The sequence below is a fragment of the Desulfurobacteriaceae bacterium genome (assembly GCA_039832905.1).
Lineage (GTDB): Bacteria > Aquificota > Aquificia > Desulfurobacteriales > Desulfurobacteriaceae > Desulfurobacterium.
Map to the genome: position 1 here is coordinate 11,851 of JBDOLX010000093.1, position 12,720 is coordinate 24,570.

Annotated in this window: 18 protein-coding genes; 11 read left to right on the forward strand and 7 right to left on the reverse strand. The window is 37.2% G+C overall.

From position 1 onward, the window contains the following. From ABGX27_06725 to rplQ, 8 genes are all read left to right on the forward strand, one after another. Positions 1-82 (forward strand): type I methionyl aminopeptidase (locus ABGX27_06725; GenBank protein MEO2069192.1); only part of this gene is annotated, 82 nt, incomplete at its 5' end. A 27-nt stretch (positions 83-109) separates the two neighbouring features. Then, the gene (infA, locus tag ABGX27_06730) at positions 110-328 is read left to right on the forward strand and encodes a translation initiation factor IF-1 (GenBank protein MEO2069193.1); all 219 of its coding nucleotides are present in this window, start codon (positions 110-112) and stop codon (positions 326-328) included. A gap of 63 nt (positions 329-391) precedes the next feature. Beyond that, the gene (gene rpmJ / locus ABGX27_06735; GenBank protein MEO2069194.1) at positions 392-508 is read left to right on the forward strand and encodes a 50S ribosomal protein L36; all 117 of its coding nucleotides are present in this window, start codon (positions 392-394) and stop codon (positions 506-508) included. An 11-nt stretch (positions 509-519) separates the two neighbouring features. Next, positions 520-900: a 30S ribosomal protein S13 gene (rpsM, locus tag ABGX27_06740; protein MEO2069195.1), complete on the forward strand. Its 381-nt coding sequence runs from the start codon at positions 520-522 to the stop codon at positions 898-900. 31 nt (positions 901-931) lie between these two features. Continuing rightward, positions 932-1,324, forward strand: coding sequence for a 30S ribosomal protein S11 (gene rpsK / locus ABGX27_06745; GenBank protein MEO2069196.1), 393 nt, complete (start codon positions 932-934; stop codon positions 1,322-1,324). Positions 1,325-1,336: 12 nt separating this feature from the next. Next, the gene (rpsD, locus tag ABGX27_06750; protein ID MEO2069197.1) at positions 1,337-1,963 is read left to right on the forward strand and encodes a 30S ribosomal protein S4; all 627 of its coding nucleotides are present in this window, start codon (positions 1,337-1,339) and stop codon (positions 1,961-1,963) included. Positions 1,964-1,989: 26 nt separating this feature from the next. Then, a complete protein-coding gene (locus ABGX27_06755; GenBank protein MEO2069198.1) occupies positions 1,990-2,955 on the forward strand; it encodes a DNA-directed RNA polymerase subunit alpha in 966 nt (321 codons plus the stop codon). Then, a complete protein-coding gene (rplQ, locus tag ABGX27_06760) occupies positions 2,945-3,322 on the forward strand; it encodes a 50S ribosomal protein L17 (GenBank protein MEO2069199.1) in 378 nt (125 codons plus the stop codon). The genes ABGX27_06755 and rplQ overlap by 11 nt, the downstream gene beginning before the upstream one ends. Before the next feature lie 47 nt (positions 3,323-3,369). Here the strand turns inward: rplQ and minE are convergent, their stop codons facing one another. Genes minE through ABGX27_06775 form a run of 3 tightly spaced genes read right to left on the reverse strand, consistent with a single transcriptional unit; the run spans position 3,370 to position 5,064 of the window. Further along, the gene (gene minE, locus ABGX27_06765; protein MEO2069200.1) at positions 3,370-3,612 is read right to left on the reverse strand and encodes a cell division topological specificity factor MinE; all 243 of its coding nucleotides are present in this window, start codon (positions 3,610-3,612) and stop codon (positions 3,370-3,372) included. Positions 3,613-3,616: 4 nt separating this feature from the next. Continuing rightward, positions 3,617-4,414, reverse strand: a complete 798-nt coding sequence (gene minD / locus ABGX27_06770) for a septum site-determining protein MinD (GenBank protein ID MEO2069201.1) — start codon at positions 4,412-4,414, stop codon at positions 3,617-3,619. Continuing rightward, positions 4,414-5,064, reverse strand: coding sequence for a septum site-determining protein MinC (locus ABGX27_06775; protein MEO2069202.1), 651 nt, complete (start codon positions 5,062-5,064; stop codon positions 4,414-4,416). The genes minD and ABGX27_06775 overlap by 1 nt, the downstream gene beginning before the upstream one ends. A 62-nt stretch (positions 5,065-5,126) precedes the next feature. On the opposite strand from ABGX27_06775, the gene speB reads away from it, so the two are divergent. Genes speB through ABGX27_06790 form a run of 3 tightly spaced genes read left to right on the forward strand, consistent with a single transcriptional unit; the run spans position 5,127 to position 7,857 of the window. Next, positions 5,127-5,939, forward strand: coding sequence for an agmatinase (gene speB, locus ABGX27_06780; GenBank protein MEO2069203.1), 813 nt, complete (start codon positions 5,127-5,129; stop codon positions 5,937-5,939). Further along, positions 5,939-6,802, forward strand: coding sequence for a polyamine aminopropyltransferase (speE, locus tag ABGX27_06785; protein MEO2069204.1), 864 nt, complete (start codon positions 5,939-5,941; stop codon positions 6,800-6,802). The genes speB and speE overlap by 1 nt, the downstream gene beginning before the upstream one ends. A 2-nt stretch (positions 6,803-6,804) precedes the next feature. Beyond that, a complete protein-coding gene (locus ABGX27_06790) occupies positions 6,805-7,857 on the forward strand; it encodes a bis-aminopropyl spermidine synthase family protein (protein ID MEO2069205.1) in 1,053 nt (350 codons plus the stop codon). Here the strand turns inward: ABGX27_06790 and ABGX27_06795 are convergent. From ABGX27_06795 to ABGX27_06810, 4 genes are read right to left on the reverse strand one after another with little or no spacing between them, the layout of a single operon-like run. Beyond that, the gene (locus ABGX27_06795) at positions 7,850-8,257 is read right to left on the reverse strand and encodes a hypothetical protein (GenBank protein MEO2069206.1); all 408 of its coding nucleotides are present in this window, start codon (positions 8,255-8,257) and stop codon (positions 7,850-7,852) included. The two genes, ABGX27_06790 and ABGX27_06795, sit on opposite strands and share 8 nt — an antisense overlap. A gap of 51 nt (positions 8,258-8,308) precedes the next feature. Continuing rightward, positions 8,309-9,814, reverse strand: coding sequence for an ion transporter (locus tag ABGX27_06800; protein MEO2069207.1), 1,506 nt, complete (start codon positions 9,812-9,814; stop codon positions 8,309-8,311). Continuing rightward, positions 9,807-11,417 (reverse strand): citramalate synthase, encoded by a 1,611-nt coding sequence (gene cimA / locus ABGX27_06805; protein ID MEO2069208.1) that lies wholly within the window; start codon positions 11,415-11,417, stop codon positions 9,807-9,809. The genes ABGX27_06800 and cimA overlap by 8 nt, the downstream gene beginning before the upstream one ends. Positions 11,418-11,432: 15 nt before the next feature. Further along, on the reverse strand, positions 11,433-12,659 hold the full coding sequence (locus ABGX27_06810; protein MEO2069209.1) for an aspartate kinase: 1,227 nt from the start codon (positions 12,657-12,659) through the stop codon (positions 11,433-11,435). Positions 12,660-12,720: the final 61 nt, after the last annotated feature.

Here is a 12,720-nt window from a genome sequence, read left to right on the forward strand (position 1 = left end):
TAAAGATGGTAAACTTTCCGCTCATTTTGAACACGATATTGCTATTACTGAAGATGGGACTATAATTATGTCCGCAATTTAAATTTTACAAAACTTTTTTGGGGAAAAGATGGCGAAAGAAAAAGGAATTCAGGTTGAAGGTAAAGTAGTAGAAGCTCTTCCTAACGCGTACTTTAAGGTTGAACTTGATAACGGTCATCAAGTTCTAGCTCATGCTTCAGGAAAAATGAGGGTCCACTTCATTAGGATACTGCCAGGCGACCGTGTGGTCGTTGAGCTTAGTCCTTATGACCTTACAAGAGGAAGAATTGTTTACAGAAAAGGATAATCCCTTCCTTATAAGAAACCGCGGCTGATGGCACACTGAAAAATTTATGAGGAGAGGAGAAAGATGAAGGTAAGGCCATCTGTAAAAAAGATTTGTCCTAAGTGTAAGATCATTAGAAGAAAAGGCGTAGTAAGGGTAATTTGCGAAAACCCAAAGCACAAACAAAGACAGGGTAAGTAAGGAGGCTAGAGGTGGCTAGAATAGCAGGAGTAGACATTCCAGATAATAGGAAAGTTCCATATTCACTTGCTTACATTTACGGTATCGGAATCAAAACTGGATTTAAGATCTGTGAAAAAGCAGGAATTGACCCTGAAAAAAGAGTAAAGCAACTTACAGAAGAGGAAATTGCAAAGATTAGAAAGATTATCGAGAACGAGTACAAAGTGGAAGGTGATCTTAGAAAAGAAATTGCAATGAACATTAAAAGACTTATTGAAATTGGATGTTACAGAGGAGTTCGTCATAGACTTGGTCTTCCTGTTAGAGGACAAAGAACCAGAACTAATGCGAGAACTAGAAAGGGTCCAAGAAAGACTGTTGCTAATAAGAAGAAGGCTCCTAAGAAGTAATTTAATTAACTAGGTTTTTGGGAGGTTATTAATGGCAAGAGCCAGAAAAGGTGGTAAAAAGAAGCAGAAGAGAACTGTAGGTTTTGCTATTGCTCATATACAGACAACGTTCAACAACACAATAGTTACTTTTACAGATAAAGATGGAAATACTCTTTGTTGGGAAAGTGGTGGAACTGTAGGTTTTAAAGGAACTAGAAAAAGTACACCATACGCTGCTCAGCTTGCAGCGACAAAAGCTGCAGAAAGAGCTATGAAAGAGTTTGGAGTAAAGGACGTTGAAATAAGAATTAAAGGAAATGGTGGTGGTAGAGAAACTGCTATAAAAGCTATTGCTGCTGCTGGGTTAAATGTTAAGGCTATCAAAGATGTTACTCCAATTCCACACGATGGATGTAGACCACCAAAAAGAAGAAGGGTTTAATGGAGGTAATAGATGGGAAGATATACAGGTCCAAAGTGGCGTATTGCTAGACGTCTTGGAGTTAACATATACGTTGGAGAGGAAAAGACACAAAAAGGAAAGTCTATTCTTGATAGACGACCATATCCACCGGGACAGCACGGCCGTACACGTAGAAAGATCTCCTACTACGGTCGTCAGCTTATGGAGAAGCAAAAGGTTAAGTATTACTACGGTATAAGAGAAAGACAGTTTAGGCGTTTCTATGAAATGGCTGAAAGAATGAGAGGTCAAACCGGTGAAAACCTTTTAAAGCTTCTTGAAAGTAGACTTGACAACGTAGTTTACAGACTCGGTTTTGGTAAGTCCCATAGACACGCAAGACAGCTCGTTGTTCACGGGCACATCTTGGTAAACGGAAAGAAGGTAGATAGACCTTCTTACCTTGTGAAGCCTGGAGATGTTATTGAGGTTAAAGAAAAGAGTAGAGACATTCCTCAAATTAAAGAAGGTATAGAGCTTGCTCAAAAGCGTGGAATTCCTTCTTGGCTTGAACTTGACGCCGAAAACTTCAAGGGAGTTGTTAAGGCAGAACCAACAAGAGAAGAAATAGGGATACCAGTTGAGGAACACCTAATTGTAGAGCTCTACTCTAAGTAAGCTTTAAGCGTTTAGTGGAGGAAATAATGGTTGAATTTATTACTCCTGACAAGTTTGTCTGGGAGGAACACACTCCTACCTACGGAAGATTCGTAGTTGAACCTCTCGAAAAAGGATACGGTGTTACTATTGGGAATGCTTTAAGGAGAGTTCTTCTATCATCCATCGAAGGATCAGCTCCGACTGCCGTGAAGTTTGAAGGGGCTTACCACGAGTTTACAACTCTTCCTGGCGTTGTTGAAGATGTAACGGAGATAGTTCTTAACATAAAGCAACTAAGATTTGTTCTCCATGGAGATGGTCCTGTTTTTATAGAGCTTAAAAAGAAAGGACCAGGCGTTGTTTACGCTAAGGACTTTGATCTTCCTTCACAAGTTGAACTTCTAACTCCAGACCAAGAAATAGCAACTCTTGACAATGAGAATTCTGAGATAGAGATACACCTTAGAATAGACAAAGGAAAAGGATTCGTCTTATCCGAAGATATCCAACAAATTTTTGAGATTACTACTATTGGATGGATCCCTCTCGATGCAGACTTTTCTCCTATCAAGAAAGTAGCTTTCAGAGTAGAAGATACTAGAGTTGGTGGAAGAACAGACTATAATAAGTTAACAATGGAAATTTGGACTGACGGAAGCATTACTCCAAAGGATGCTGTTGTTAGAGCTACCAATATCCTAATTGAACACTTCTCTATGGTAAGAGACAAGTTAGTTGAGGCTCTTTTTGCTACTTCCAAAGCAGAATCTGGAGTTGAGGAACAAGAAGTATCCGAAATTTACACTAAATCCTTAGAAGAAGCAGGACTAAAGGGTAGAGCTTTAAAAGTACTGACTGAAAACGGAATTCAGACCGTGGGAGATCTTCTCAAATTAACAAAGAAAGATCTTGATTCTATGAAGGGACTTGGTAAGAAGTCTATTGCAGAAATAGAGAAATTTGTAGCTTCTCTTGGATTTGAGCTTGGAGGTGTGAAAGATGAGACATAGAGTGAAGGGAAAAAAGCTAGGAAGGCCAACTGAACATAGATTGTTAATGCTTAGGAACCTCGTTACTGATTTAATGGAGCATGGAAAGGTAGTTACAACTATTGCAAGAGCAAAAGAACTTAGAAGACTTGCAGATAAAGTAATAAACAAGGCCAAGCAAGAAGATAAAGTGAAAGCTATAAGAGATGTTTTAACAATAGTTACAAGAAAGGAAGTTGCGTATAAGCTTGTTAATGAAATTGCTCCAAAGTATCAAGATAGAAATAGCGGATATACAAGACTTTTACACTACAGCTTTAGAAAAGGAGACGCTGCTCCAACAGCTATAGTTATGCTCGTTGAACCAAAGGAAGCATCTGAGGAATAGTTAAGAATAAGTTTCTTCGAAGAATATGCCCCCGAAAGGGGGCTTTTTTATTTTGAAGCCTTCACAGGAACTTCTATCTCTATTTTCTCAAGATCATCATGAGAAATGTTTATAGATATAGCTTCTGCTTCTATAAAAGGAAACTTTTTCAGGGCATCAAGGATTGCGTTTTTTATTTCTTCCACTGCATTCGGGGGAATTCCAGTTCTATCGTATTTTAGAACTAACTTAAGTCTTTGTTTTGCAATTTCTTTACTGGGAGGCTTCTTATTAAAAGGCCAAAAGTCCATTTTTCTATTCTCCTCCTAACAATTTCTTCAGCTTGTCTAGAAAACTTTCGTTGTAGTCAAGTTTTAGGAACGGTACATTTTTTCCTAAAAGTCTCTCACTTATGTTTCGTAAAGCTTTTCCAGCGATAGAGTCTTCAAACAAGACAGCAGGTTCTCCTTTATTAATGTAAGAAACCATATTTTTATCTTCAGGAACTGTTCCTATAAGTTCTAAACCTAATATTTCCACTACCTCATCAGCATCAAGCATATCTCCTCTTGCAACTTTTTTAGGATCAAGCCTGTTAACTATTAGTTTAGGTTCACCTTTACCCATGTTTTCACACAATCCTACAACCCTGTCAGCATCTCTAATAGATGCCATTTCTGGGTTAGTAACTATTAAGACTCTGTCTGCAGGTGCAACTGCAGTCTTAAAACCATCTTCTATTCCAGCTGGTGAATCTATAAAGATGAAATCAAACTTTTTCCTTAATTCCTCTACTATTTTAACCAAGTCTTCAGGTTTTACAGCACTTTTATCTTTGGTTTGAGCAGCTGGTAAAAGGTAAAGGTTTTTAGTCTTTTTATCTTTTACTAAAGCTTTTTCAACAGTACAGGCACCTTCTATTACGTGGACAATATCATAGACAATTCTATTTTCTAAACCTAAAATAAGATCTAAATTTCTTAAACCTATATCCGCATCAATGGCTACCACTTTATATCCTTTAGAAGCTAAAGCTGTAGCAAGGTTACCCGTAACTGTACTTTTACCAACTCCACCCTTTCCAGAGGTAATGCAAAATACTTTGTCCGCCATTATCTCCCCTTTTCAAGAAATTCTATTTTTAAATTTCCAGCTTTAACCTTAGCTCTAAAGTTTAAATAAGCTTCCTTTCTATCAAAAACTTTTTCTACATTTGCAATTTCTATTCTAGGAGCTTCAAAGTAAAGGGATCTAACTTCTCCTTCGCTTTTCCCTATTCCTGCCTTAACTATGCCCCTTAAGCTTCCCATAACGTAAACGTTACCACCTGCTTCTATTTCAGCTCCAGGATTTACGTCGCCAAGGATTACCAAATCTCCTGTTGAGGTAATCTTCTCTCCAGAACGAACCGTTTTCCTTAGGAACTTAACCTCTTCTACTTCTGAACGTTCCTTCTCCTTGGCTGTTTGCATATTAAACAGATCACACGGAATGCCTACTGAAAGACAAATATCTCTATTCTCTTTGATATTAGTTTTAAATCCACAGAACGTCAATCCTTCAATGGACTCTATGAAGTCTTTAAGATCAAGAATTTCTTTGCGTGTAAGGAAATAGTCTTCTACAGAAACAACTATTCTTGATCCTTTTAGTAGAGAGTTTTTTCCCAAGATGAAACTTTTTATTCCTTCTATCGAAAAATTCTCTTTATTTACTAAAATCTCTATTCCTATTACGTTAGTTCCTCTAAGCTTGAAATTCATCCTTTTGTCCTTATTGAATTGGATTAAAATTTCCTCTTGAAATTCTATCACAGAGGAGATGAATGAAATTCTTGAGCGCTAAGGATAGTGGAAGGATTTCTATCTTTGGAATTCCTTACGACTCGACAACTTGTTTTAGGGCAGGAACTAGATTTGGACCTTCAGGAGTTCGGAATTTTTCTGAAAATTTGGAAACTTATAGTCCAGCATTAAAAAGGGATTTGGAAGATTTAGATTTTGTGGATTTGGGAGACATAGAAATTTCTGTTTCTCCCGAAAAAATGATAAAGGAAGTGGAGGAGTTCTTAACCGAAAAGAAGGTAGGAACACCCGTAATGATAGGAGGAGATCACTCTGTTAGTTACCCTGTAATTAAGTATCTAACAGAAAAGTATGGAAAGCTTACAGTTGTCCAATTTGATGCTCATGCGGACTTAAGGGACGAATATACAGGGACAAAGTTTTCTCATGCTTGTGTTATGAAAAGAGCTTTAGAACTAGGGTGTGATTTAATTCAGGTTGGAATTAGAAGTGGAACGAAGGAAGAATTTGAATTAATGGAAGACTCTAAAAGCATTATCTACTTACCGACTCCTGACAATCTTCCTAAGGTATTGGAGGAAGTAGAAACACCTGTTTATATTACTATCGACATAGATTTCTTTGACCCTTCGTTTGCACCGGGAACGGGAACTCCGGAGCATTGCGGTTTTTCACCTGTTGAATTCTTTGAAACTATTTATAAATTACCGCCTGTTAATATTGTTGGTTTTGATGTTGTAGAAATTTCTCCACCTTACGATCCGTCAGGTATTACTCAAGCCCTTGGGGCAAAGATTATTCGTGAGCTTATGCTCTTTTTCTGGGGGAAATAATGCTCTGGTTTACAGAATTTTACGAAGGCGAAGGAATGGATTTACAGGGAACAGGTCTTACTGTAAAGGTAAGAAAGGCTATAACTAAGAAAACACCCTTTCAAGAAGTTATACTGCTTGATACTGTAGATTTTGGAAAAATGCTTGTTCTTGACGGGGCTATACAGACGACGGAAAAAGATGAGTTTATCTATCACGAAATGATAGTTCACCCTGCACTTTTCACACTTGATAGGAAACCGGAAAAGGTTTTAGTAATAGGTGGAGGAGATGGAGGAACTGTTAGAGAAGTTCTAAAACACGAACCTAAAAAGGTTGAGATGGTTGAAATAGATAAAGATGTAGTAGAGTTTGCCAAAAGGGAGCTCCCTACAATATCTTGTGGCTTAAATGATGAAAGAGTAGAACTTATTTTTGATGATGGAAGAGAGTATATAAGAAATAAAGAAAACATTTACGATGTTATTATAGTGGACTGTTCAGATCCTATTGGCCCTTCAAAAGTTCTTTATGAAGAGGAGTTTTATAAAGATGCTTTTAAAGCTTTAAAGGAAGATGGAATCTTTGTTACCCAATCAGAATCTCCGTTTGCTCAAAGGAGAGTTTACGTAAAAGTTGTAAAAGAACTTCAGAAAGTTTTTCCTATAGTAAGGCCGTATCTGGCTTTCATTCCTACTTATCCTTCAGGAATGTGGAGTTTTACCATAGCTTCTAAGAAAAAAGATCCTCTTTCCTTAGAAAGAAACGTTCTTTTAAGACAAATTCAGGAACTTGAAAGAAAAACTCAAAAGCTTAAATACTATAACTCTCAAATTCACTTTGGAGCTTTTGCAATACCAAACTTTGTTTACAGGGAGGAGTAGAAATGGAAATACTTGAAAGAATCGCTCAGGAAGCAGAACAGAACACCCAAGTCCCTGCTTACCCAAGAAGTGTTGAAAAAGTTATCGCAGCAATAAGATCTACTTCTAACTTTTGGAAAATCGTAGATCTGTCTGATGAACCACTACCTCTTGTAGCTGAAATCTTAAAGCTTCTTAACAGAGAAGGACTTATTGCATTTGAAGGAACTCAAATTTTACTTACAGAAAAGGGTGCTGAGCTTGTAGAAAAGCTTGGAATTGAAAGTTTTGTTTCCCACAAGTGCCCAACCTGTAATGGAAGAAGCGTTGTTATTACAGACCTAAAAGAAGCGTTTGAGAAGTTTCTCAAAATCCAAGAAAACAGACCTCCTGCTATCCACCAGTACGACCAAGGTTATGTAACTCCTGAAAATACTTTTGCAAGAGTTGCTCTTGCAGATAGCAGAGGAGATTTAAGAGGAAAGAATGTAGTTGTTCTTGGTGATGATGACCTTATGAGTATTGCACTTGCTTTAACAGGACTTCCAAAGAAAGTTACAATCCTTGAAATAGATGAAAGACTTATTGACTTTATAAAGAAAGTTTCTGAAGAGTATAACCTTAACATCGATGCAAGAGTTCACGACCTAAGACAGCCTCTTCCAGAAGACGTTGTTGGAGCTTACGATACATTCTTCACAGATCCACCAGAAACTGTAGAAGCTATTAAGGCTTTCGTAGGAAGAGGAGTTGCTACACTTAAAGGACCAAGATGTGCTGGATACTTTGGGGTAACAAGAAGAGAATCTTCCCTTGATAAGTGGGCAAGAATCCAGAAAGTTCTCCTTGATATGGGACTTGTAATTACAGACCTTCTACACAACTTCAACGAGTATGTAAACTGGGATTACTATCAAGAAATGAGAGGATGGCAGCTTACACCTGTTAAAGAACCTCCAAAGGAAATCTGGTACAAGTCCACACAGTTTAGAGTTGAAACTGTTAGAGGATTCAAAGGATTTAACGATCCTATTGTTGGAGATATCTACAACGACGCTGAAAGTTCTACTACTTAAAACTTTCTTGAGGGTGGGAACTCCCCACCCTACTTATTTTTGTAATGATAAGGGAGACAGGCAAGTATTTTACTTTAATAATTTCATTTTCTCGGAAGCTTCTAATAGTTAGTCTATCTATTAAGACTTCTCCATTCCTGCACGTAATTCTTTTCTCGTAAAGGAAATTTCTAACTCTTGATACTTCGCAAGTAGTGCTTTGTAGATAGCTTTCTCCTCTTTTAGGAAACTGAAAAACATCTTCTGTAATTTCCAAAGATGTCGTTATTCCAACAAAAAGTAAGATTGTAAGAGGAACCATCAGTTCTAAGTGGTCTTTCCTTAATAGGAGTTGGAAAAGAATAATTAGAAGGTAAATGGACAGCACTATAAGTGATAGAGAAAATAAAAGATTTTTCACGAGGATAAGTATTACACCTACTTTTAAATCTATCCTTTCCTCCGAAAAGAGTTAAAAAACTACAAAAACATTATCCCCATCCTCTAACTTTTCTTCATCGGGAGGATTCAGTATTACCTCTTCTTTTCTCTCTATTGCTATCGGTAAGGCTTTATACCTTCTGAGATATCTTATAAGTTCGCCGAAAGTTTCAAAGTTACCTACCTCTTTTATTTTTACTTTCTTTATAGTACCTTCATTTGTTAAAAGTTTTTCCATTAGCTTCGCAGATCCAGGAGTGACAATACTATTAAACATTAATCTTCCAATGACTTTACCGTACATAAAAACTCCGTTTACTCCTAGTCTTTTCTCAAAAACTTCTGCGTTCTCATCGTGAAGAACTTCAACGTAAATCTTAGCTTTTGGATTCATTGTCTTTACAAGCATTGCTGTTAGTGCTGTTCTTGCATCTACGTTTCTGTCAGATAAACCTTCTTTTCTTTCACCCAAAATAACAACCTCAGATGCGTTTTGAATAGAAACTTCAACCAAAATCTGTTCTTTTGTAAAGTCTCCTTTTTTATAAAGAATGTACTTGCTTATATCCACTCCAAGTTCAGATTTCTCAAGTTCTGTAACTAAAACAACAGGTTTTTCCTTGTCCAGTCCAGTTCTTATTATTTCCTCTACAAGCTCTTCACCGCTTTCACTCCACCCACAAATAACAAGATGATTCTTTAATTTATCCATCTTTAGTCCTTCTCCTTTAAGAATGTTCATTCTGTTTATAAGGGTTGCTGAGAAAGTAGCAGTTAATGCTGATACAAGAACTATTCCCCCACTTATTAGCAAAGATGCCAAGAATTTTCCTTCTTTTGTGACTGGAGTAATATCTCCGTAGCCGACTGTTGAGATCGTTACAATTCCCCAGTATATGGCTTCAAAAACGGAGTGGAATGCTTTGTTCCCAGCGTTATATTCGTAGATGTATACAGTTAACGAAATTGTCACTATCCAGAGTACTAATGTGATAACTATAAATGAGATTATAGGAGCTTCTTCCTTTATCGCTAAAAAAAGACTTCTTAAAGCGTAAGTGTATCTAAATATTTTTAAAAGTCTTAAAAGTCTAAGTATTCTGAGCGTTCTAAATGGTCTAAAAATTGGAAGTATTGCAAGAAGGTCTATTATCGAGTAGGGCTTTACCATCCATTTCAGTTTAGGCTCTAGTGCTATAAAGAACGCCTTTATATAGCTTCCTGTATTTGACAGACCTTCTCTAAAATCATCTATAAAGTCGGATATGACCCAGAACCTTAAAATGTACTCAACAACAAAGAAAAGAAGGGATATTTCCTCGTAGTCGTCAAACAGTCTTTGAAGATCTGGAGGTAAAGGAATATCTATCCACAGTTCCAAAACAATAGGAACAGAAGAAGTAACAACTATAAAAAGAGCAAAAGTATCATAAAGAAGGCGATAAGGTCCTGTATCACTCTCAAGAAGGTTGTATAGCCATATTTTTACTTTTTTTAGTCTTGTTAGAATTTTTTTGGAGAAACTTTCTTTAAGAATTTTTCCCTTCCTCTTCTTCGTCTTTCATTAGTTTGTATTTTAACGCATCTACAAGGGCTATCCAAGATGCTTCTATCACGTTAGGTGAAACCCCAACCGTTCCCCACTTTCTCTTACCGTCGGTTGATTCTATTAAAACTCTTGGGGAAGAAGCTGTTCCGCTAGCTTCATTTAAGATTCTAACTTTGTAGTCAGTAAGCTTTACTTCTTTTATTGAAGGGTAAAACTTCTCAAGAGCTTTCCTTAATGCCTTATCAAGAGCTTCTACTGGTCCTCTACCTTCAGCAGCTGTATGCTCTACTCTGTCTTTTATACCTTTTTCTCTCGCTATTTCTTCAGGAATCTCTACCTTTATGGTAGCTTCTGCATAGGCTTCTTCGTTTTCAGATCTCTTTTCTGTGAAAACTCTAAAACCTTTTAACTCAAAGTATTTTTTAGTAAGCCCTAAAGTTTCTTTTAAAAGAAGCTCAAAGGAGGCGTCTGCTCCTTCAAAATGATAACCTTGAGCTTCAAGATTCTTAATCTTGGAGAGAACTTTTTTAACCTCTTCAGAGTTCTTTTCAAGTTCTATTCCAAGTTCTTTTGCTTTGTTTACTATATTGCTTCTTCCAGAAAGTTCAGAGACCATAATTCTTCTTCTATTTCCAACAAGGCTTGGGTCTATATGCTCGTAAGTTCTTGGATTCTTTTCTACTGCTGATACATGAACGCCAGCTTTGTGGGCAAAGGCGTTATCACCAACAAATGGAAGGTTTACAGGATGAGGTCTATTGGAAAGTTCAGAAACAAGCCTTGAAACAGAATAGAGTTTCTTAAGGCTCTCTTTTGGTATGGACTCATATCCCATTTTTAGAACAAGGTTAGGGATTATTGAACAAAGATTTGCATTTCCACATCTTTCACCAAGACCGTTAATTGTTCCTTGAATCTGGATAGCACCCTTTTTAACTGCTATTAAAGAATTTATAACTGCCATATCTGAATCATTGTGGGCATGAATTCCAAGAGGAGCTTTTACCTCTTTTATAACATCATCAAATATTTTTTCTGCTTCATACCACAAAGTTCCACCGTTTGTATCACAAAGAACTAAACAATCTGCACCAGCACTCTCGGCAGCTTTTAAAGTTTTCATAGCATATTCAGGATTCTCTTTGTATCCATCAAAAAAGTGTTCTGCATCGAAAAAAACTTCATCAAAGTATTTCTTAAGGTACGTTATTGTTTCATAGATTAGTTCAAGGTTTTCTTCAAGACTTATCTTTAAAGCTTCTGTTACGTGTAAGTCCCAAGATTTCCCAAAAACCGTTACTGCAGGGACTTCTGTCTTTACAAGCTGCTGTATATTTGCGTCATCCTCAATCTTTATTCCTTTTCTCTTTGTTGAACTGAAAGCAACAATTTTGGAGTTTTTTAGGTCAAGACCTTTTACTGTTTCAAAGTAAGCCAGATCTTTTGGATTTGATCCCGGCCATCCACCCTCTATGTAATGAACTCCAAGTTCATCAAGAGCTTGAGTAATTCTCAGCTTATCCTCAAGAGAAAAAGAAATCCCCCTTGTCTGGGCACCATCTCGTAAAGTCGTATCGTATATATAGACCATTGCCTTACCTCATTCCTAGGCTTGTTCACTCTTATCAAGTCCAAAAGCCTCGTGGAGAACTCTTACAGCGAGCTCTGTAAACTTCTCGTCTATGATACAGGATATCTTTATTTCGGAAGTTGAAATCATCACAATGTTTATTCCATAATTTGCAAGAGTTTCAAAAACTTTTCCAGCTACTCCAGCGTGGCTTCTCATTCCGAGTCCAACGACAGAAACTTTCGCAATTTTGTCATCTCTTATTACGTTCTTTGCTCCAATCTCTTTTGCAACCTCTTTTGTTATTCTTTCGGCCTTGGCTGCATCGTTTTTCTCTACTGTAAAGGAAATATCTGTGTAGCCATCAACAGAAACATTCTGAACTATCATGTCAACCGGAATGTTGGCATCAGCAAGAGCATCAAAAATTTTTGCAGCAATACCAGGCTTATCTGGAACTCTTTCTACTGTAATTCTTGCTTCATTCTTGTTATGGGCAATTCCTCTTACTACAACTCTTTCCATTGTTTCGTCTTCCTCCTTAATAAGCGTTCCTTCGTCCTTTGTAAAAGTACTTCTAACTCTTAGAGGAACTTTATACTTCATTGCGAACTCTACTGACCTTATCTGAAGAACTTTTGCACCTAAAGATGCAAGTTCAAGCATTTCTTCATAGGATAGAACGTCAATTTTCTTGGCTTCTGGAACTATTCTTGGGTCGGCTGTATAAACTCCATCCACATCGGTATAGATATCGCACCTTTCAGCCTTCAAAGCGGCAGCAAGGGCAACGGCAGAAGTGTCTGATCCACCCCTTCCAAGGGTTGTAATATCGCCTTTTTCTGTTATTCCTTGAAAACCGGTAATTATGACAATTTTTCCTTCTTTAAGGTGTTTTTTTATTCTTTCAACATCTATGTCAAGAATCCTTGCTTTTGTAAAGGCTTCGTCCGTTTTTATTCCTGCTTGCCAACCTGTTAAAGAGATAGCAGGATGTCCCATACTGTTTAAAACAATGGAAAGAAGTCCTGCAGATACCTGTTCTCCAGTAGAAACTACAAAGTCCATATCCCTTTCGTTTGGTTCAGGAGTTATTTCTTTTACAAGGTTTATTAGCCTATCTGTTTCTCCAGCCATTGCAGAGACAACAACAACAACATCGTTTCCTCTTTCTTTCTCCTCTAAAACCCTTGTCGCAACGTGCTTTATTCTATCTATTGATCCCATAGATGTTCCACCAAACTTTTGAACAACGAGAGCCATTAATTCGCCTCCTATAATAGTTAAAAGGTGTAAAGCTTAATTATCTTTAAAAATTTATGTT